We start from the raw sequence: 20,494 nt of genomic DNA on the forward strand, positions 1-20,494 counted from the left end.
TCATTCAGAACTGACCCAATACTACAGAATTACGATAATAGACCAACAACTAATCGATTATGGGAGCGTGTGATTATGAAGGTCTCCTTGTTCATTACCTGCCTCAGCGATGCCATCTATCCGCGTGTGGGAGAAGCGATGGTGAGACTGCTTGCCGCTCATGGCGTTCGGCTGGAATTCCCGCCTGTTCAAACCTGCTGCGGTCAGCCTTCATACAATAGCGGGTACTGGGATGAGACGAGGGTGGCAGCCAAAACGATCCTGGAAGCGTTTGACGACAGCGATTTTGTAGTCTGTCCTTCAGGTTCTTGTACGTATATGATTCACCATTATCCTGAGCTGTTTGCAGATGAACCGATATGGCTTGAAAAGGCAAAACGACTGGAAGCGAAAGCTTATGAATTCACACAATTTCTGGTGCAGGTGCTTGGAATAACAGATCTGGGCGCACATTTCCCTCATAAGGTAACGTATCATCCGTCCTGTCATGGCAGCAGGCTGCTTGGGGTGAAGGATGAACCTATGGCACTGTTGTCCGCAGTGAAAGGGCTGGAATTTGTACCTCTTCCTTTTGGAGAGGATTGCTGCGGGTTCGGGGGAACATTTGCTGTAAAAATGTCGGATATCTCCGGAGCCATGGTAACCGAGAAAGTCGATCATATCAAAGAGACCGAAGCAGAGGTGCTTGTTGGACTGGATATGGCGTGTCTCATGAATATCGCAGGCAATTTGCGTTACCGGAATGAACCGGTGCGTGTCATGCATTTGGCCGAATTACTGTATGAGGGGGTGCGAACAGGATGAGTCAACCGGGTGTAATGGATGTGTCTGTCAAAAAGCGAGCAGAACTCGCGCTTAATGATGATTTTCTGCGCAAAGCTGTGAAGTTCACTACTGAACGACTGCGGAATGGGAAGAAATCCGCCTCGGAAGAACACGGAAACTGGGACGAATGGCGGGAACGGGGCCGCCAGATTCGTCTGCACACGATCGCATATCTCGATTATTATCTGAATGAATTCGTAAACAATGCCCGTGCTAACGGTGTTCATATTCATTTTGCGGATACATCGGTGGAGGCAGCTGCCATTGCTCTCGATATAGCGGCACACAAGGAAGCTGCGTCCGTGGTGAAATCCAAATCAATGGTGTCGGAAGAAGTACATTTGAACCATGCGCTTGAATCTGCCGGCATCGAAGCGATTGAGACCGATCTGGGCGAATACATCATCCAGTTGGCTGGAGAAGCCCCATCTCATATTGTCATCCCGGCCATTCACAAAAATCGTTATCAGATCGCCGAATTGTTATCGAAGGAAGCGGGAGAAATCCTGGAACCGGATACCACCGTACTCGCCGGGTTTGTACGCAAAAAACTGCGGGAAAAATTCCTCGAGGCAGATATTGGCATGACCGGCTGCAACTTTGCCATTGCGGAGACCGGATCCATGGTATTGTTCGAAAATGAAGGCAATGCCCGTATGGTATCCACTGTACCCAAAACGCAAATAACGCTAATGGGGATGGAACGTATTATTCCATCCTGGACGGATCTCGAAGTGATGGCCACGCTGCTGCCTCGTTCGGCAACAGGACAGAAGTTGACGATGTACATGTCAGGCATAACCGGGCCGCGCCGAACGGAGGACGGGGACGGACCTGAAGAAATGCATATCATTATTGTGGATAATGGACGATCCCTGCAGCTGGGTGATCCTGAATTTCAGGAACTGCTCAACTGCATACGCTGCGGTGCCTGTCTTAATGCTTGTCCAGTATACCGTCATATTGGCGGGCATGCCTATGGGGGAACCTACAGCGGTCCGATTGGAGCAGTGCTGACGCCTGCGCTGAATGGAAATATAGACGAGTGGAACGACATTGCCAGTGCTTCAAGTTTGTGTGGAGCTTGCTATGAAGCATGTCCTGTCAAAATACCTCTGCATGATATGCTTGTGTATCTCCGCAGACGCAAGGTGGAAGAAGGACACGGCAATAAGCTTGAAGGTGCCGGCATGAAGGGATTCGCCGCAGTGGTGTCGAACTCGAAACGATTCAGTGCAGCCATTCGTCTCGGGCAGATCGGTCAGAAAGCGGTTGTACGCAATGACGGTATCTCTCTCAAGCTGGGTCCGCTAAAAGGCTGGAACACCTACAGAGTGGCACCCAGTCTGGCAAAGCGTTCATTCCGTCAGCAATGGAACAAGCTGGACCAGGAGCTGACTAAGGATCAGAGAGAGATGGATTCAGCTGTTCGTAACCGGATGGAGCGAATTCTGCGTGAACGAGAGCAAGGAGGCGACAAGCATGAGCGCTGAACATCAGGAATGGCTGGATCAACTGGAGAAGCGGTCGCGTGAGAAGCAGGAAACATTCATGAATGGGATTGCTTCCAAATTGAGAAGACCCCGGCAGAAACAAGCACCAACACAACCCTTTCGAGGTGCACCATCGTTCTGGAATGAACTGGACTGGGATGAGGACAAACGCATACAGGCATTTACGGATAATTTTGTGAGTGTCGGCGCTCACGTGGTCCGGGTGAAAAATCTGGAGGAAGTATCCGCCTTTATTACAATCAAGGCTAACGAGCTGGGAGCCAAATATCTGATTCGGCAAAACGAACAGGTTTTGGACGAACTGCAGCTCGAAGCGAGCCTGCCAGAAGTTCAGGTTTCCGTATGGAACAGCAAGCCAGATGAAAACTGGAAAGCTCGGGCAGCAGAGGCCGACATCGGAGTGGTCATGGCGGATTACGCGACAGCATACACGGGTTCTGTGACTGTGCTGTCATCACCACAAAAGGGACGTTCTGTAAGCCTGCTGCCAACGGTATTGATCATTGTCATTCCGGTAGAACGTCTGCATACGAGATTGGGTGAGACGCTGAATCGATTTGATGAAATGGGAAGAGAGAATCTTCCCGCAGGTATTCATTTTATTTCTGGCCCAAGTCGATCTTCCGATATTGAAAATGATTTGACGATTGGCGTGCACGGTCCGGGTATTGTATACGGTCTAATTATGGGGTAATAAATATGAACTTAAGCCCGGTAGTCATACAATCAATACAACAACTGTCTGGTGAAGCAGAGCTGTTCTGCTCTGCTCAGGGCAGTTGTTTTTTATATAGTCATTACTCAAGGTCATAGACAAAAACTATTAAAATTATAGCATCTATATATTTAACCTATCATCGACCCGCGAGTATAATCAATTTAGATACTTTTCGTTGTTAACAAGATAAGGGGGGCTTTATAGTGAACATTTATTCTTATCCGATTTCGTCAGCGGATGGACGCATTGGTGATTTATCAGAGTTCGCGGGGAAGGCGCTGCTCATTGTGAATACAGCCAGCAAGTGCAGCTACTCCAGACAATTTTTGGCGCTGCAGCAGCTGTATGATAAGTACCGGGGGCAAGGACTGGAGATTTTGGCGTTTCCCTGCGATCAATTTAACCATAAAGAACCGGGCGGTAACGCTGAGATAGCGGAATATTGCAAAAATGAATTTCATATCACCTTTCCGATGTTTGATAAGATTGAGGTTGCCGGGCCATCCATTCACCCGTTGTTTCGCCATTTGACTGAAGAGGCAGCATTCCGGGGATATGACCTGGAAACGGAGGAAGGACAGTGGATGGACCATTTTGTCAGGGAAAACCATCCGACATTGTACCAAGGGAACGGGATCAAATGGAACTTCACCAAATTTCTGATCCGTCGAAACGGAGAGGTGAGTGGTCGTTATGAGACTACCATTGAACCGATGAGAATGGAAACGCGAATAAAGGAACTTCTCAAGCAGCTCTAGAATAAGCGAAGCCGTTGCCAAAACCAAGGTGGACAAGGCCTGAATACCTCAGGCCAAGGGACCACTTGGATCTCTGGATAGAGCAGCTACCCAATAGTCCTATGACTTTGAGACTGTTGTAGATTGGAACTGGAAATGTTAGGGTAAAAGTAAGGTAACGATGTCACTCCATTTTTTTTACTTTAAAATGACCAATATACCAATTCGGTCAATCGGTTCTGATTTGTTTTTTCTATGTTATGCATCAAATGTGATTACTTGCAGAAAATGAAGTCATGTCAGTTAATTTAAGGAGTTTTTTCAAACCATTCATTATTTATTTGGTTGGACTAATAAGTTGGAAGAGGAGCGAAGATTATGTCCCCATTTTCAGTACCACAGCCCAAAACATTCGGCCCTTTGGCTAACTTGCCACATTTAAACTTTGAGGAGCCTGTGCAATCCCTGGTCAAACTTGCCGACCAATATGGACCAATCTTTCGAATGGAGTACCCGGGACGAAGCGAGCTGTATATTTCGGGTCATGAGCTGGTGGCCGAGGTAACGGATGAATCCAAATTCGACAAGCGTGTGTGGGCACCTCTTGCGAAGGTTCGTGCATTTGCGGGAGATGGCCTGTTTACAAGCTGGACCGATGAACCCAACTGGAAAAAAGCTCATAACGTGCTGCTTCCCAGCTTCAGCCAGCGTGCAATGCAGGGATATCATAACAAAATGATTGATCTGGCTGTGCAGCTTGTTCAGAAATGGTCCAGGCTGAATCCCGACGAAACGGTTAACGTACCTGATGATATGACGCGCCTCACTCTGGATACGATCGGATTATGTGGATTTAACTATCGGTTTAACAGCTTTTACAGAGAAGAACCGCATCCATTTATCACGAGCATGGTACGCGCACTGGATGAATCCATGAGTTCACTGCAGCGCCTTCGTATTCAGGACAAGCTGATGATCAGTAAAAAGAAACAATTCGAACAGGATATTCGTTCGATGTTCACGCTGGTCGATCATATCATTGCGGAACGCAAAGAGCAGCCTCAGGAAGGTGCGGATGATCTGTTATCCCATATGCTTAGCGGCAAGGATCCGGAAACGGGTGAAACACTTGACGATGAGAATATCCGATATCAGATTATTACATTCCTCATTGCAGGACATGAGACAACGAGTGGATTATTATCCTTTGCCATATACTACTTGATGAAAAATCCGGACAAGCTGGCCAAGGCGCAAGCCGAAGCTGACCAGATTTTAAAAGATCCGGTTCCGACGTACAATCAGGTTCGCAATCTGAAATATATCCGCATGGTGCTAAACGAAGCATTGCGCCTGTGGCCAACGGCCCCGGCATTTTCCCTGTACGCCAAAGAAGACACGGTGCTCGCAGGAAAGTATCCTTTGCAAAAAGGGGATAGTGTAAGTGTGCTCATTCCCAAGCTGCATCGTGACCGTGATGCTTGGGGTGACGATGTAGAGGAATTCCGTCCCGAGCGGTTCGAGGATCCGAGCAAGGTGCCGCATGATGCCTACAAGCCGTTTGGTAATGGTCAACGGGCCTGCATTGGACAGCAGTTTGCACTTCAGGAAGCAACGCTTGTGCTGGGCATGGTCCTGAAACATTTTGATCTGATCGATCATACGGATTACCAGTTGAAAGTAAAAGAGACATTGACACTCAAGCCGGATCATTTCACCATTCGGGTTCGTGCCCGTGGTGGGCAGCCTGTCATGGCTGTTCCAGGTGTTTCGGTACAGGAGCAGCCGTCCTCGGCTGCCAAAAGAAAAGAGCCTGATGCGGCAAATGCCCATCACACCCCGATGCTTGTCTTGTATGGTTCCAATCTGGGTACCGCGGAAGGTATTGCCCGTGAGATTGCAGATCATGCACGATATCAAGGCTTTCGAAGTGAAGTGGCAGCACTGAATGATCGAGTAGGCAAGCTGCCTAAAGAAGGTGCTGTTGTCATCGTCAGTGCATCGTACAACGGCCAACCGCCGAGCAATGCCAAGGATTTTGTAGAATGGATTGAACATGCAGATCACAAGGAATTTGAGGGAGTCCGCTTTGCAGTGCTTGGATGCGGGGATCACAACTGGGCCAGCACGTATCAGCGCATCCCGCGTTTGATTGATGAACAGCTCTCTTCGAAGGGAGCAATGCGGTTATCTCCTCTTGGTGAAAGTGATGCTAGCGGGGATTTTGAGAAGCAGGTTGAGGACTGGACTGAACAATTGTGGCCGGATTTGGCACGAGCGTTGGGACTTGAGCTGAACAGCAGCTCAGGCAGTGAGCGCAGTTCATTGTCCGTACAGTTTGTAAGTGGACTGGCGGTGACACCGCTTGCAGATACGTATGATGCCCATGTAGCTCAAGTGCTCGAGAACCGGGAACTTCATGATGCGGGCAGCCAGCGGAGTACACGTCATCTGGAGATCCAACTGCCTGAAGGCATGACCTACAAGGAAGGCGATCATTTGGGGATTCTCCCGCAAAATTCACCGGAACTCGTGGAGCGTGTACTAAAACGTTATGGTTTCACTGGTACGGAACACCTGGTTTTGGATGCATCTGGTCGAAGCGCTGCGCACTTGCCTCTGCATCAGCCGGTTAATCTGTATGACTTGCTCAGCCACAGCGTAGAATTGCAAGAAGCAGCAACACGTGCACAGCTGAGAGAGCTGGCAGCATACACCGTGTGCCCGCCGCACAAGAAGGAGCTTGAAGCGCTTCTGGATGAATCCGTGTATATGGAAGAAGTGCGAGGAAAGCGGGTATCGATGCTGGATTATCTGGTTAAATACGAGGCGTGTGAAATACCGTTTGAACGCTTCCTGGAACTGCTGCCTTCACTCAAAGCGAGATATTATTCCATCTCCAGTTCACCTCGTGTTCAGCCGGAACAGGCCAGTATCACAGTTAGTGTAGTTCGTGCTCCTGCCTGGAGCGGACAAGGGGAATATAAAGGCATAGCGTCAAACTATCTGGCGAACCTGAAACCGGGTGAAGAGGTGGTCATGTTCATACGGACGCCAGAGTCCGGGTTTGAATTGCCAGATCAAGCGGAGGTACCGATTATTATGGTAGGTCCAGGAACAGGTGTGGCACCATTCCGTGGCTTCCTGCAGGCAAGACGTGTTTTGAAGGAACAAGGGCAGCAGGTTGGCGAAGCCCATCTTTACTTTGGATGCCGTAATCCGGAGCATGACTATTTGTATAAAAATGAGCTTGAAGCTGCACAGCAAGAAGGGCTTGTCCAGCTCCATACCGCTTTCTCCAGAGTGGACGGACAGGACAAGTGCTACGTGCAGCATCTGATGAGAGACGACGCCCAAAAGCTGATCCCACTGCTTGAGCAGGGCGGGCATCTGTATATTTGCGGAGATGGAAGCAAGATGGCCCCTGATGTGGAAGATACGCTGAAGAAAGCATACACCGACATTGGCGGCAATTCGGCAGAACAGGCTGATGCATGGCTTGAACGTTTGCAGCAGGAAGGGCGCTATGCCAAAGATGTTTGGACAGGCTTATAATGAGGAAACCCCAATGGAGCTAATCCGCTTATTTTTACATGAATAAGCTGCGCGGTGAGACACAGAGAAATTCTGTGCTCACCGTTTTTGCCATGAAGACATAAGCAGGCAGAGCTGCAGAAGTTGCGTTATAATTTGAAGGGGAGCATGAATTCATGACACGATACGAATCAGCGCGTCTGCTTTTTCTTTTGCAGTGCTGGACGTTTGATGGATTCGATCTGGGTCAGAGGAAACAGGATGCGGGAAGGAAATTTGCCCTTTCCCTGAAGCTCCAGATAATCGATTCCCACGCCAACCAGTCGGATATTTCGAAAGGCGTTTTTGGATGGGAACACGGTGCGAATGCCTACCCGCACACCTCGGCGTGTTTGCGGCGTATCAAACACACGGATGGATAACAGGGTGAGCGGAATAAACAATTGTCGATTGACTTCGATAAAATGATGAGGGTACACCCGTTTGATGCGGCCCGGTTCAAGTCCTGATCTCGGTGTATTAAGCTCGGCCAGATGTCCCTGCAGCTCTGCCAGACGCTGTTGAAGCGTTTTGCCTGTATGGAGATGATGCCAATTCATAAGTCATCCTCCGTTCTCCGTTTATACCTATTATATGAGCGGAAGAGGTCCAGAGGTGAGCAGTTGGCTGCCCATGTTTGTTCAACAAGGTCCATAATATATGATATAGGGAGTGAATCCAATGAACGTGGAAATAAACAAAGATCTTATAAAGGATGAACGCGGGAATTATTATATCGCCGTGCAAATGGAAGGAAATGAGCTAACACTCGTTAATGCGTTTGTTGAAGCATCCTTTACTCCGGAATTGATCTACAATGAAGAGTTTCGAAGCAGATATAAGGAGATCGAGGGCGGGTTCGTTGGCAAAATTGCAATGGACCTTCTGCGGCATGATGTGGTTATGGGATTAAAAGCAATCGACCGACAGCTGCTGAACTTGTCCGATGTGGAGCAGGAGTATAACGTGAGTTTTATCGATACGATTGAATTTTATCGTCACCCCGCGTGGAAACGCAAATCTTGATCATATTCGTTTGATTCGTTTTCATAGCTGCTGCTTGAGGATCGAAGGGACAAGATCTCCTAATGAAAGCTTGGAAATAGTAAAGGCGCAAGTGCAGAGAGAGTCTCTGCATTTGCGCCTTTTAATTCATTGATAACTGGGATAGATAATGCCGATATCTCGGACAGTTTTTAAAACACCATCCGTATAGCATTGCATCTCATTTCCTTTGATTAGGATCGGGATGGATTTCCCCTGATAGATGAGCTCACCCTTAATTGTCCGCACACTCATTCCAATGACACTTTCAAGCCGACCCTCACGATCGGTAACCAGTCGAATGCCAGACGGGCCTTGAATGTGAAGCCTGCCTTCCCGGTAAACCATAAGATGGTCTTGTGTAATCACCAACTCGAAATGCTGACCATTTACGGTTCGGCTGTATGCCGTATTGCCAGCAACCACCTCGCCATGATCCATGTCCACGGGAAGAAGTCCGGTAAACCACAGCTGGTCTGAACCGACGGGCATAATTCCGCATAATCGTTCCACATAATCGAGTAGACACAGGATCGCAGGGGAGTAAGTTTCTGTGAAGCCTTCCTCACCGGTCCATGGGCTTAGGTTTTGGGCAAAACGTTGCGCTCTGGACAATGCAGCAAGGATCGGATTCATCACCCAGGTCAATTCCACATACCGATGATGAGCTTCGAAGGCATGGGGTGCTCGAATCAGGCTCAAAAAATTGGATGGTCCACCCCAGCTGTTATAGGCAGATGAAGGATCGAACCTGGGATCGTCCATGGCTATGGATGGAAAGGGATATCGGGCAAAAAACTTGCTTGTATTCAGCAGATATCTTCGTAACACCTTGTCGAACAATTCTTGGTCGCCCACTTCGCAGGCCATCACGCGCAGCAGCACATCGGATTGGACTCTGACCAGCTCGTCATTTCGATCACGATCATAAAAGAACTGCTCATCTTCGTCATAACAATAACGAAAGAGACGATCCAGACTGATTTCGGCTTTGGCCTTCCATTCCAAACCGGATTCGCCAAGCTCCTCAGCCATACGGGCCAAATACATGCGCTGGCAATATATATTGGCGGTCAAATCCGGGGCCAGGAAGGGCAGTACCGGAGAATCCGGATGACATGCAGCAGGATCATTCCTGTAGGGCGTATCCGGCACATGCCAGAACCTCGGTGACAGATCATGTCCGGTATCAAATGTGCTGAAGGCCTCAACACATCCGGTTCCCCGAGTATCCCGGTGACGCGCGATCCATTCGTCATAACGTGACATGGCCGTATACATCGTTTTTAGGAAAATGCGGTCCTGGCCGTGAAGCAGATAGTGGTTCCATACACTTCGGGCTAGTGGAGTAACCAGTTGAATCTGACGATAGGAAGGACCGTCCTCCGTCAGTTTATAAGGCAGCAAGCCATCTTCTCGCTGATGAGCGGCAAAGCTAAGATAGGTCGTTTGGGAAACGGATGGAACCAGGCGGGACAGCAGCTCTGCGTTAATCGTACCTGTGCTCTCCAGCCAGCAGCCGAGATAAATTCCTCCTTCCTGTAGAACAGGATCGCTGCCATCCATGGGAACAATGCAGGCAAGCAGCTTCTCTACTGCAGTGTAATAGGCCTTTTCCAGTCGTCCGTCTGATGCGGCAAAACGAACTCCAGTTTCCTGCCACTCTTGCAGGATCTTTGCATCTTCCGGTTTAGCCGGCTGCACGAGGTCTTGAATGGAGATTTGGCGCAGCCGGTTTACTAGTTCTTCTGTCATGTCCGCCTCCTTGTGGGGCTCGGTTATTGATTCGATTCGAAGATTCGAACGGTACCGTTGTAGAAACTCGATACGGCTTCCTCGACACTTTTGCGTCCAAAGCCAATTTCCTGGGTTGTCGTCTGAGCCAGCTTGGAGAATTCGGCAAAACCAGGAGGGTTATAGCTCACATCAAAAGGTTCCGTTTTGGTGGCTTCAGATACAAAATTGGTATAGTCATAAACGAGCTCTTCAACAGCTCCCGCTTCTTTCTGAAGAAGATTACGATTGGTTTCCGTAACAGGAACGCCGCGGTCATTGCCAAGAATTCGGGCAGCATCTGGATCATTGATCCAGAAATCCATTAGCGTGGCAACCTCTTTCGGATACTTGGTATTCGCATAGCCCGATAATCCCTGACTGGATTCGAAAACGACACCCGTACCTTTGGGTCCACGCGGAACAGGATGCAGAATTAGCGGATCTTCCGTCAGACTCTGGAAGGCAGCCAGCTGGTTGGAAGGAAGCAGGCTCATGGCGGCTTTGCCCGTGATCAGCAGGGATTTGCTCGTGTCATCATGGGGATTGGAGACCTGCATTTCAGGTGTAACCACACCGCCGGATGCCGAAGCCTTCTCCCAATACTGGAACCATGCGAGGACATCTTCCTGTGCAAACCCTAATGTACCGTTTTTCATGTCATACAGCTGTTTGCCACGCTGCTTTAAGTAGATGTCCATGCCGTCGACCGTGAAGTTATAGGTTCCAAATATACCATCGCCGAGCTTGTCAGACAGCTCCTTGCTGATGGCCGCATAATCATCCCAGGTCCAATCCGAATCAGGCAGAGGAATGCCAGCTTTTTCAAACAAAGCCTTGTTGATCACAATGCCGCGTGCGTTGGCACCTGCTGAAATATGCTGAAGCTTTCCGTCAAGACGCCCGTATTCCACCATGGTGGTATCCATGCCATCCAGGTTCAACTCCTTGCCAACATACGGATCAAGATTGAGCAGCACATTCTTTTTGGCATAGTCGACCACATTTCCACCCAGGAAGAAAACATCCGGTGCAGTGCCTGACGCCAGCTGCGTATTCAGTTTGTCAAAGTATCCGGAGGAAGGAGCAAATTCGCCCACAATTTTAATATTCGGATGTTTCTCCTGAAATACTTGAAGGGCTTCGTTCGTAATATCGGCTCGCTTCTGGTCACCCCACCACATCATGCGCAGTTCAACCTGACCGTTGGCTTCGCCCTTTTGATCCGTATTGCCGTCAGCGCCTGTATGATCCGTACCAGAGCAGGCTGTTGCGAGTAACAGGAGTGAGGCGGCCATTCCCATCTTGAGTCGTTTAAACATTGTTCATCCTCCCAACAAATATGGTGATTTTGAAACTTTGGCGTACTTAAACATGTGGAGAGTGGTAGACCGTAGCCTGACAATCTTTTAATCGGTACTTACTTCAGACCAGTTGTAGCAATGCCTTCAAGAAAATAGCGCTGAAACACCAGAAAGATGATTGTTACGGGCAGCAGAGACAGCGTCGACATGGCGAGCAATGCACCCCAATCCGATTGTCCCGATGGATCGAACAGGGAGCGTATGCCCAGTTGAACGGTGAACAGATCAATCTTGCTCAGGTAGATCATCTGGCTGAAGAAATCGTCCCAGCTCCAGATAAAAGTGAAGATGGCGGTTGTGATCAGTGCGGGAACCAGGAGAGGTACCACAATTCGGAAAAAAATCTGGGATTGTCCGCAACCGTCGATCGTTGCACTCTCGTCGAGCTCCCGTGGAATACCGCGGATAAATTGCACCATCAGCAGAATGAAGAAGGAGTCCTGTGCCAGCCATTTAGGCAAAATAAGCGGGAAGTACGTATTAATCCATTGCAATTCGTTATAGAGAATATATTGGGGTACCAGCGTCACATGGTAAGGCAGCATGATTGTGACCAGCATGATACTGAACCACAGCGTCTTTAGCTTAAATCGGAGCCTGGAAAATGCATAAGCAGCGAGTGAGCACGAGATGACATTCCCCAGGACGCTCATGACCGAGATTAATGCCGAATTGCCGAAGAATCGGCCAAAGGAAACGCCCTGCAGCCCTTTCCAGCCATTCACGTAATGATCCAGTGTGAAGCTGGTCGGAATAAGACTGCTGCTGGTGAAGATCAGCTGGTTTGGTTTGAACGAACTGAAGATGAGCCATAACACCGGGTATAGCATCAGCAGACCGAGAAGGATAATGACAATGTGCCTCCCGGTTTGAACCAGCTTTCGTCTGAACGGCATATACATTACCTCCCCTCCTGGTTGTCGCCATAGAACACCCAAAACCTGGATGTGAGAAAGACGATAGCAGTGAAAACACCGATAATGACCAGCATGATCCATGCCAGTGCCGAGGCATATCCCATATCAAAGAACGAAAAGCCTTTCAGATAAAGGTACAAGGTGTAGAACATCGTGGCATCGAGGGGTCCTCCGCGACCATCTCCGATGACATATGCCGGAGTGAAGGCCTGGAAGGAATTGATCATGCTCATAATCAGATTAAAAAAAATGACGGGTGACAGCATCGGCAGGGTGATGCGGAAGAATTGGCGCAGCTTACTGGCTCCGTCCACATCGGATGCTTCGTAGAGATCGGCAGGTATCTGCTTAAGCCCAGCCAGGAAGATCACCATCGCCGAGCCAAACTGCCACACGGACAGCGTAACAATGGTGTAAATGACGTAATCGGGATGTGCAATCCAAGCAGGTCCTGCTATGCCGAACCAGTTCAGAAACTGATTGACGAGTCCATTGCCGTCGAAGATTTGGCGCCATACAATGGCAATCGCTACGCTTCCTCCCAAGAGAGAAGGAATGTAATACACGGTCCGATAGATCCCTAGTCCGCGAATGCCTTTGTTTAGCGCCATCGCTACCAGCAGTGCAAATGCCAGTCGAAGTGGAACGGACAGGAAAACATAAAAGAAGGTGAGCCCTAGCGATCTGCGAAACGTATCATCTTCACTGAAGATTTGCACATAATTGCTGAGCCCTGTCCACGTCGGTGGCGACAACAGATTGAACTTGGTCATGGATAAATACAGTGATGCAACCATTGGCCCCAGTGTTAGGCAGAATAGGCCAATAAGCCAAGGCAGAAGGAACAAGTAGGCTGTCTTATTTTGCTGGCCGTATAAGGGCGTGGACATTTTTTTCATGATTTGCCTCCCTTCAGGCTAAGAGTGGACGGTCGTTCAGAATATTGAATCCGCTTACATGACAAGCGGTAAACGACCTGATAACTTCATCTTACCTGGGAAGCGAAGGGGCCGGAATCTCATTTCTTCGGATGCTCATTAGCGATTTTTTCGGATTGCATTACTCGGTACTCCGAAGGACTCATGTTGTGCATCTTTTTGAATCTGGCACTGAAATAGCTTGGTGAAGAGAAGCCTGTAAGCTCGGTGATATCCCATACACTCAATTGAGTTTCCTTCAATAGACGTGTTGCGTGTTTCATCCGGGTCTCTGTCACATATTGAATAAAGGAGATGCCTGCTCCTGCCTTAAATATTTCCGAGAAGTAGGAAGGGTGATAATTAAATTGCTCCGCCAGAGAGGTGAGCGTTATTTCCTGCATGTAGTTTTCGTCGATATATCGTTTCGCCGATTCGATCAAACTCGCTTCCGTGATCTCGGATGGACGCTGCAGATCCACAAAATCCCGTGCCCATTGCATAAGCATCCGATCCGCTTGCTCGGGGGTTTCCAGCCACAGTACCCATTCGGGAGAAAGCCACTGAGATTGCTTGCTATGAGCATGACGCACGTAGTCCATAGCCGCTGACTCCATCAGAAGTGAAATTTGCAAAAGACACCGGACGAGGCGGGAAGGGGATTGCCGAAAGGCATCATCCAGCTCTTTTCGAATCATGCTGCGGAAGGAATCCAGTTCGCCTCGAATGAGGCATCGATGCAGTGCGCGACTGGTCTCTTCTGGCAGCAGCGGGCTATGATCCGTTACCTGTGTGGTCTGAGCTTGACCAGTCTGACGTCCGGCAAGGTTCCAAGCCAGCAGGGAATGGACGTACCCTTCCTTCCAGCGGTCAAGCCCTGCTACCGTCAGCCCAATTCCCATCTGCACTTCCATTGTCAAATAGGAATTAACTTGTGCCGACAGTCTTTCCGCAAATTGATGCTGAACGCCATCCAATAACATGAAATGCATGATTCCAGGATGGGCTGTATCCTGAAAAACATGTGCGCTCCCCGAATAGGACTGGGCAATTTCACGACAGACCATCTGGAACGGGAGGTGCATATCCTCCGGAACACGGGTCTCGGAAGCAGGTGGATGGCTTGTTTCCCTCAGACCCGCAGTCAGGAAGCAAACCTGGGAATACTGCCATTCATCCAGATGGAACAGTCTGATTCGTTCCGGTAGTGCAGAAGGAGGGAGCTTGCTGCCCTTCACGAGATCCAGCAGGAAGTGTGTTTTCATCTGTTGATAGTATTGGGACAGGCGCCACTGCATCATTTCGGAATCATCCCGGGTCTTTCGTTTCTTGTCCATTTCCTCTTTGATCTTGGTTAAGGCTGTTCTCAGATCTTCCCGCGTCACTGGCTTCAAAAGGTAGTCCATGGCATGACTGCGGACTCCGGCTCTGGCGTATTGGAAATCTTCATATCCGGTAATAATGATAATTTCAATGGACGGATTGTGGATTCTGCAAATATCCAGCAGCTGCACTCCATCCATGACAGGCATGTTCATATCTGTTACGAGCAGATCAAACGGACCTTGTTTCAGCAGTTCAACAGCTTCAACGCCGTTGGCTGCCTCACCTGAGATAGCAAAGCCCATTCCATCCCAGTCCACTTTCAGTTTCAGACCTTCGCGAACTTCGATTTCATCATCGGCGATCAATACGTTGTACATGATTATCCTCCTGTACGGGTAGAATCAGTTCGATACATGTGCCCTGGGCATCCCCGTTTGTAATATGAATGGCAAAAAGGGAGCCGTAATGCAGGCGACACCGGGCAATCACATTTCCAAGTCCAATGTGCCAGCCTGAATTCCGTAGAATCGGCTCCAGCTGTGAGGTGACAGCCTGAGGATCCTGGAGTCTGGATATGATCTCCTGGGGCATGCCGGGTCCGTTGTCCTTTATCTGGATTTGCAGACGTTGGTCCAATCTGATAATTCGAATATGCACCTGTGCAGTAGTTTGGTGCTGGAAGCTGTATTTCACGGCATTCTCGATCAACGGCTGCAGAATAAACTTGACGATGACGAGACGATCCAGACCGCCCGATTCCTTAATGGAGATTTCAAGTTTAGGACCGAAACGGGTTTGCAGAATGGAGATGTAGTGGCGGACATATGCAAGTTCCTCGGCCAATGATACAAGATCATCATTCGTATGCATGGAGTACCGCATCATTTTGCCAAGATCCTCTATGACCTGCACGGTATCGTCTGTTCGACGCTGCATGGCGAGACTGCTTACCAGCTCCAGCGTGTTGAACATAAAATGAGGGTTAATCTGCATCAGCAGTGCTTTATATTCGGCTTGCTGCCGAAGCAGTTTCAACTCGAATTCATTTTGGATATGCTGTCTCAGCCGGAGGATCATGTAGCGGAAGGTAGAGACGACATAACTGATCTCGCTTTTTACATTTTGGTCCGGAGGCAGTAGAGACTCGGCCTGGTCAAAAGCACCACGCTGCACCTGCCTCATCGCCAGCACAAGACGTGTCAAGGGTTTGGTTACCCCGTAAGACAGCCAGGCCGCAGCACACAGGGACAGAAATATCACGGCGATCGTGACTACAAGTGTTGTCGTTTGGAGTTTGTGCAGAGAGGAATACATTTCTTTCTCCGGTGCCAAACCAACCAGCATCCAGCCCGTGCGTCCCAATTTTTTGTATACCATAATGTCCCGTTTACCCTCATCATTGCTCAGATATTCAACACCTGATTTCGGTGTACTCTTTCGTATAAGATCGATTTGGGATACGGCCCTCGTCCCAAGTTCATGAGCCTTTTGGGAGAGGATGGGCTGGCCTTGTTCGTTCAGCAGAAAAATGGTGCTGTTCTTAGCCAGATGAATCCGGCTTAGTGGTTCCAGAAAGTAGGACTCGCTTACATTGACCTTCATGACATTACGTGCCGTAGCATGATGGAAGGTTCCAATAGGCATGAGCAGGCTAACCACCGGATTGCCATGATCTCTAACGCGTTCATGCTCGTCAGTATGTGCCGACAGCCATCGGTCTCCGGATGCGAAAAAATTCGTATACCATGATTCTTGCAAAAAGGCAGGGTCATTGGTGACCTGATTTTCGGCGCCAATCCGAAGCCCGTTTAGTCGATAGATGGACACATCGGAAATACTGGTGTAACTGTTCGTAGCCTGCGTCAGAAATCGGCTCATGGCAAGGTTTGCCAACATTTTCTCCCCCTCGGACAACTGCGGATCACTCAGGGCATTATCCCAACTTTTCGCCATATCACTGTTGAAGACGAGGGAGGCTGCATCGTAAATCTGCATTTGGACCATATCAATATAAGAGCCGTATTCCTCCATTTTCTCCAGAGCAGAGGATTCGATATAGGAGCGTATGACAGCCCGTGATTCCGCAAATAGCAGGAAGGAGAGCGTGCCGAATGAGAGGACAAACAAGACAATAATCAAGGCAATCAGCCGGCTTTTTAATGAAAAGAACATCCATTTCCTCCTTGATATTAAGATTTTCTCAAGCCAGGACTCCAAATGGAAAAAAGACCGCGTGAAATACGCAGTCTTGAATAACATGTTGAAGGAACACCCTTGCAATAATTAAAATTGAACCAGGCTATTGATTTGGACAGGCATCCCTGTAGAAATGGCACGGTTGGCTGCAATACCGGTCAGGATGGATCTCGCTCCATCGATATGGTTGGCAGCACGGGCATACGGATCCTCCGCAGGCTCGCCGAACAGATCATTCAGCAGTACCGGGTCTCCCCCGCCATGTCCGCCTTTTTGCTCTTCGACATGCACTTCATACGGGGCATCGAACATGGGAAGTACACGCAGCGTTTTGCCAATCAGTGCACCTTCCAGACTTTTGTCGCCGAGTGAATTGACATAGGACTGTTCCACAATGGACATCTCGATCCGGCCTTTGGTGCCGTTAATGGCAATACGATATCCCTCCCACGGCTGATAGGCGACAAGGGAATAGGTCAAAATCGCTTTGTTCTGATACTGGACGAGCACGCCCATCGTATCCTCAATATTGATGCCATCCCCAAATACGCTCTGATCGCGCTGATAGCCATCTTCAGGCTCCGCGTCCAGATACATCGCTTTGAGATGTGCATCCGAATCCAGATGAAGTGCAAACGGATCCTCCTGGGCGAGCGGATTGCCGGTTGCGCGGTTGTAGAATTGGGTAACGCCACGTTCTTCCGCATTTTCCCGTCCATAGTACATCAGATCACCAAACGCAAAGACCGTTTCGGGCTGAGAACCGATCCAGAAATTGACCAGATCAAAGTGATGGGTGGACTTATGCACAAGCAATCCTCCGCTGTTACGTTTGTCGCGGTGCCAGCGGCGGAAATAATCTGCACCATGCCGGGTATTGAGCAGCCATTCGAAGTGAACGGAGGTGACTTTTCCAATCGTATCGTTCATGATCAGCTCACGGATCTTGGTATGATGGGGAGCATAACGGTAGTTAAAGGTCACCCTGATATTTTGCCCGGTCCGCTTGGCGGCATCAAGGATGTCCTGGCATTTGTGCTCATCAATGGTCATGGGCTTCTCGGTCACGACATCGCATCCAAGCTCCATGGCCCGAATGATGTACTTGTGATGAGTACGGTCAATACTGGTCACAATGACGGCGTCCGGTTTCTCGTTTTCAATCATTTGATCAAATTGATCTGCTGTATAGGTGGGGACCTCATTGTATTTATATCGTTCTCGCAGCAGTTGATTGGCATAATTCATCCGGGTCTGATTGATATCACAAAATGCTGCAAGTTCGGATTGTTCACGAAAGTTTTGTGCCAGTGCACCGTAAAAAAATTCGGCCCGCCCCCCGGTACCAACCAATACATAGCGTTTCTTGCCACTCATATCTATCGCCTCCTTGAATATAGCTCTAGACTATAACAAGGGAATACTTCTTTCGCCGCATTTTTTGCGTAATCGCTTTCAAACCCCGCTTATTTTGCTATAATCCTTGAAAAGGGGGCTGCATCATGTCACAGCCGTTTCGAGCAGATTACCACGATCCTACCGGATATTTGGATATTGAATATGATCGCCGGCTTGGCTATTATTCCATGACAGCTGACCATCTTCATGACCATTATGAGCTGTACTATCTCTTGAAGGGTGAGCGCATCTATTTTATTAAAGACCGCTCCTACCACGTAAAAGCCGGGGATTTTGTATTCGTGGACCGGAATGCCGTTCATAAGACACTGGAGAGCGGGAGACCAGACCATGAACGAATTGTACTGTACCTGAAGCCGGAGCTGTTTGGGGAGATGAGTATAGCGCCTTCATTGATTGAGGGGTTAAAGGAACCTTTCGGATGGGAAGTTCCGATGCTGAGGCTTCCACCACATAACAGCGAAACCGCAGAACGAATTGTCAATGAAATGATTGATGAGATGGTCCAGCCCCAAGCGGGAAGCAGTCTGCTGCTGCGCCACCGATCCATTGAATTGCTGCTGATCGCATACCGCAATCAACAGCAGGGCAAGGTACATGCTGCGGAGAGCGAGCCGATTCTACATCCCAAAACGCAAGCGGTTGTCCGCTATCTGAATGAAAATTATCAGAACCCTCTTTCGCTGCCCGAAGTTGCGGCAGAATTCCGGATCAGTCCGCATTATCTCAGTCGATTGTTCAAACAAACCACAGGATTCACCTTTATCGATTATCTGAATCTGCTTCGCGTGAAGGAAGCGCAGCGCTTGCTGCGGGAGAGTGGGGATTCCATTACGGAGATCGCCTGGCGTGCAGGCTTCAGTAACTTTTCCCATTTTGGCAAAGTGTTCAAACGGACAGTTCAAATGTCTCCAAGAACATACAGACAGGGGTATAAAGATTCGGGTCTGTCTCAATCTCTGTAAATTGCTCAGAATCAAGCGGGAATCAAAAGAAGACCTGAACAAGCCTGCAAAAGCAGGTCTTTGTTCAGGTCTTTGCCAGTTATTTTACATTAGAAATATACTGAGATTCGTCTTGCAGGGTGTGCTCAAACGGAAATATGGTCAACATCTGTCTCAGGACGAAGCTGCAATTGCAGCTCTTCATCACGGTTGCAGACCATAACCCCGTTCACTACATCCAGCCGGGCGGCTTGAACCGAGGAACGACGAGCAGGCTCACTGGCATGATCGACGCCTTCGATACGGTCCGGATGAGTGAAATAGAAGATATAGGCTTCTTCATCCTGGACCACCACATCTGCATGCAAACCGATCACGCCATCATCTTCGCGAATCCCCGGCTGATCAAGGATCATGCTGTTCCACTCCCAATGTTCCAGATCATCAGATTTATATACGGCTTGTCCTCTCCATTCATCAACAATCATCCAATAGGAATCATGGAAACGAAAAACGTTAGGCCCTTCGTGGGCACGACCTGTAATGACCGGACCGATAACGTCCCAATGGTAGAGATCCGTGCTGTCTGCGGCATAGGTGTGAGAAGAATTCGTCTCGTCCTTGTACCACATACGGAATCGTCCATCCGGGAGAGGGTAGATGCAGGCATCGATGACGCGGTCTGAACTAAGCTCCAGTTTGCCATGAAACGTCCAAGTCAGGAGGTCGGGGCTGGTGTAATGCATAATGTGACGGTCATGACCCGGCCAGTCATGAGGTACGCCTTGTATATAACTGACATACATGTGGTACGTGTTGTTATGCCAGAAAATCTCCGGTGCCCAGAACGTATTATGTCCCCATTCATGCTCAAGACCTGTCAACGTACCGCGATAAGTCCATGACTGTCCTCCATCGGATGAAGAGGCTACGCCAAGATCCGTGCCGTGAACCCATGCAAACTTCGGACCTCCTGCAGTAGCTCTGCGATTGGTGTAGATCATCCACCAGGTTTGCTCGGAACGATTCCATACAACGACCGGATCAGCCGCTCCATCGAAGATGGGATCACGAAATAAGGGTGCACTCAAGATAAAGTCCTCCTTTAATTAGCCGCATAATATTAGTAAGCATTGTATCTATCGTAAAAGAGATCGGGTGAAATTACAATATAACGTTTTCAATTGGTATGAATTAATATATTAACTAATTCTGAAATAAGCATTT

The 20,494-nt window shown here is 48.9% G+C and carries 16 protein-coding genes; 7 read left to right on the plus strand and 9 right to left on the minus strand.

Annotated features, from left to right (window positions below; all coding sequences use genetic code 11):
• Positions 1–75 precede the first annotated feature (75 nt).
• The 5 genes from AAIH57_RS01835 (at position 76) to AAIH57_RS01855 (ending at position 7,349) form a co-directional block, all read left to right on the plus strand.
• Positions 76–804: a (Fe-S)-binding protein gene (locus tag AAIH57_RS01835; protein ID WP_430020340.1), complete on the plus strand. Its 729-nt coding sequence runs from the start codon at positions 76–78 to the stop codon at positions 802–804.
• Complete coding sequence (locus AAIH57_RS01840; RefSeq protein ID WP_430020341.1) at positions 801–2,318, plus strand: LutB/LldF family L-lactate oxidation iron-sulfur protein; 1,518 nt, start codon at positions 801–803, stop codon at positions 2,316–2,318. The genes AAIH57_RS01835 and AAIH57_RS01840 overlap by 4 nt, the downstream gene beginning before the upstream one ends.
• Positions 2,308–3,033: a LutC/YkgG family protein gene (locus AAIH57_RS01845; protein ID WP_175396215.1), complete on the plus strand. Its 726-nt coding sequence runs from the start codon at positions 2,308–2,310 to the stop codon at positions 3,031–3,033. The genes AAIH57_RS01840 and AAIH57_RS01845 overlap by 11 nt, the downstream gene beginning before the upstream one ends.
• Before the next feature lie 227 nt (positions 3,034–3,260).
• On the plus strand, positions 3,261–3,815 hold the full coding sequence (locus tag AAIH57_RS01850; RefSeq protein WP_430020342.1) for a glutathione peroxidase: 555 nt from the start codon (positions 3,261–3,263) through the stop codon (positions 3,813–3,815).
• Positions 3,816–4,172: 357 nt separating this feature from the next.
• Positions 4,173–7,349 carry a bifunctional cytochrome P450/NADPH--P450 reductase gene (locus AAIH57_RS01855; RefSeq protein ID WP_430020343.1) on the plus strand — a complete coding sequence of 1,059 codons (3,177 nt, stop codon included), beginning with the start codon at positions 4,173–4,175 and terminating at the stop codon, positions 7,347–7,349.
• 170 nt (positions 7,350–7,519) lie between these two features.
• On the opposite strand, the gene AAIH57_RS01860 is transcribed toward AAIH57_RS01855, so the two are convergent.
• Complete coding sequence (locus AAIH57_RS01860) at positions 7,520–7,927, minus strand: hypothetical protein (RefSeq protein WP_175396218.1); 408 nt, start codon at positions 7,925–7,927, stop codon at positions 7,520–7,522.
• Positions 7,928–8,048: 121 nt separating this feature from the next.
• On the opposite strand from AAIH57_RS01860, the gene AAIH57_RS01865 reads away from it, so the two are divergent.
• Positions 8,049–8,393 carry a hypothetical protein gene (locus tag AAIH57_RS01865; RefSeq protein ID WP_430020344.1) on the plus strand — a complete coding sequence of 115 codons (345 nt, stop codon included), beginning with the start codon at positions 8,049–8,051 and terminating at the stop codon, positions 8,391–8,393.
• 126 nt (positions 8,394–8,519) lie between these two features.
• Here AAIH57_RS01865 and AAIH57_RS01870 read toward each other — a convergent pair whose 3' ends face one another.
• The 7 genes from AAIH57_RS01870 to AAIH57_RS01900 all read right to left on the minus strand — a co-directional run bounded on the left by AAIH57_RS01870 (position 8,520) and on the right by AAIH57_RS01900 (position 18,281).
• The gene (locus tag AAIH57_RS01870; RefSeq protein WP_430020345.1) at positions 8,520–10,166 is read right to left on the minus strand and encodes an MGH1-like glycoside hydrolase domain-containing protein; all 1,647 of its coding nucleotides are present in this window, start codon (positions 10,164–10,166) and stop codon (positions 8,520–8,522) included.
• 23 nt (positions 10,167–10,189) lie between these two features.
• A complete protein-coding gene (locus tag AAIH57_RS01875) occupies positions 10,190–11,506 on the minus strand; it encodes an ABC transporter substrate-binding protein (RefSeq protein ID WP_430020346.1) in 1,317 nt (438 codons plus the stop codon).
• A 98-nt stretch (positions 11,507–11,604) separates the two neighbouring features.
• Positions 11,605–12,444 carry a carbohydrate ABC transporter permease gene (locus AAIH57_RS01880; RefSeq protein WP_175396221.1) on the minus strand — a complete coding sequence of 280 codons (840 nt, stop codon included), beginning with the start codon at positions 12,442–12,444 and terminating at the stop codon, positions 11,605–11,607.
• 5 nt (positions 12,445–12,449) lie between these two features.
• The gene (locus AAIH57_RS01885; protein ID WP_175396222.1) at positions 12,450–13,364 is read right to left on the minus strand and encodes a carbohydrate ABC transporter permease; all 915 of its coding nucleotides are present in this window, start codon (positions 13,362–13,364) and stop codon (positions 12,450–12,452) included.
• Positions 13,365–13,483: 119 nt separating this feature from the next.
• Positions 13,484–15,085 (minus strand): response regulator transcription factor, encoded by a 1,602-nt coding sequence (locus AAIH57_RS01890; RefSeq protein ID WP_430020347.1) that lies wholly within the window; start codon positions 15,083–15,085, stop codon positions 13,484–13,486.
• Entirely contained in the window at positions 15,060–16,880 is a 1,821-nt protein-coding gene (locus AAIH57_RS01895) for a cache domain-containing sensor histidine kinase (RefSeq protein ID WP_430020348.1), read from the minus strand. The genes AAIH57_RS01890 and AAIH57_RS01895 overlap by 26 nt, the downstream gene beginning before the upstream one ends.
• Positions 16,881–16,991: 111 nt before the next feature.
• Positions 16,992–18,281: a Gfo/Idh/MocA family oxidoreductase gene (locus AAIH57_RS01900; protein WP_430020349.1), complete on the minus strand. Its 1,290-nt coding sequence runs from the start codon at positions 18,279–18,281 to the stop codon at positions 16,992–16,994.
• Between the two features lie 125 nt (positions 18,282–18,406).
• On the opposite strand from AAIH57_RS01900, the gene AAIH57_RS01905 reads away from it, so the two are divergent.
• Positions 18,407–19,288 (plus strand): AraC family transcriptional regulator, encoded by an 882-nt coding sequence (locus AAIH57_RS01905; protein WP_175396226.1) that lies wholly within the window; start codon positions 18,407–18,409, stop codon positions 19,286–19,288.
• 125 nt (positions 19,289–19,413) lie between these two features.
• On the opposite strand, the gene AAIH57_RS01910 is transcribed toward AAIH57_RS01905, so the two are convergent.
• Positions 19,414–20,358 (minus strand): glycosyl hydrolase, encoded by a 945-nt coding sequence (locus AAIH57_RS01910; protein WP_430020350.1) that lies wholly within the window; start codon positions 20,356–20,358, stop codon positions 19,414–19,416.
• Positions 20,359–20,494: the final 136 nt, after the last annotated feature.

This window comes from Paenibacillus sp. MABNR03 (assembly GCF_050455445.1).
Classification (GTDB): Bacteria; Bacillota; Bacilli; order Paenibacillales; family Paenibacillaceae; genus Paenibacillus; species Paenibacillus xylanilyticus.

Excerpts from the sequence above, each read along its gene's own strand:
- AAIH57_RS01835 (WP_430020340.1), top strand. The coding sequence starts at position 76 with ATGAAGGTCTCCTTGTTCATTACCTGCCTCAGCGATGCCATCTATCCG.
- AAIH57_RS01840 (WP_430020341.1), top strand. The coding sequence starts at position 801 with ATGAGTCAACCGGGTGTAATGGATGTGTCTGTCAAAAAGCGAGCAGAA.
- AAIH57_RS01845 (WP_175396215.1), top strand. The coding sequence starts at position 2,308 with ATGAGCGCTGAACATCAGGAATGGCTGGATCAACTGGAGAAGCGGTCG.
- AAIH57_RS01855 (WP_430020343.1), top strand. The coding sequence starts at position 4,173 with ATGTCCCCATTTTCAGTACCACAGCCCAAAACATTCGGCCCTTTGGCT.
- AAIH57_RS01860 (WP_175396218.1), bottom strand. The coding sequence starts at position 7,927 with ATGAATTGGCATCATCTCCATACAGGCAAAACGCTTCAACAGCGTCTG.
- AAIH57_RS01865 (WP_430020344.1), top strand. The coding sequence starts at position 8,049 with ATGAACGTGGAAATAAACAAAGATCTTATAAAGGATGAACGCGGGAAT.
- AAIH57_RS01870 (WP_430020345.1), bottom strand. The coding sequence starts at position 10,166 with ATGACAGAAGAACTAGTAAACCGGCTGCGCCAAATCTCCATTCAAGAC.
- AAIH57_RS01875 (WP_430020346.1), bottom strand. The coding sequence starts at position 11,506 with ATGTTTAAACGACTCAAGATGGGAATGGCCGCCTCACTCCTGTTACTC.
- AAIH57_RS01880 (WP_175396221.1), bottom strand. The coding sequence starts at position 12,444 with ATGCCGTTCAGACGAAAGCTGGTTCAAACCGGGAGGCACATTGTCATT.
- AAIH57_RS01885 (WP_175396222.1), bottom strand. The coding sequence starts at position 13,364 with ATGAAAAAAATGTCCACGCCCTTATACGGCCAGCAAAATAAGACAGCC.
- AAIH57_RS01890 (WP_430020347.1), bottom strand. The coding sequence starts at position 15,085 with ATGTACAACGTATTGATCGCCGATGATGAAATCGAAGTTCGCGAAGGT.
- AAIH57_RS01895 (WP_430020348.1), bottom strand. The coding sequence starts at position 16,880 with ATGTTCTTTTCATTAAAAAGCCGGCTGATTGCCTTGATTATTGTCTTG.
- AAIH57_RS01900 (WP_430020349.1), bottom strand. The coding sequence starts at position 18,281 with ATGAGTGGCAAGAAACGCTATGTATTGGTTGGTACCGGGGGGCGGGCC.
- AAIH57_RS01905 (WP_175396226.1), top strand. The coding sequence starts at position 18,407 with ATGTCACAGCCGTTTCGAGCAGATTACCACGATCCTACCGGATATTTG.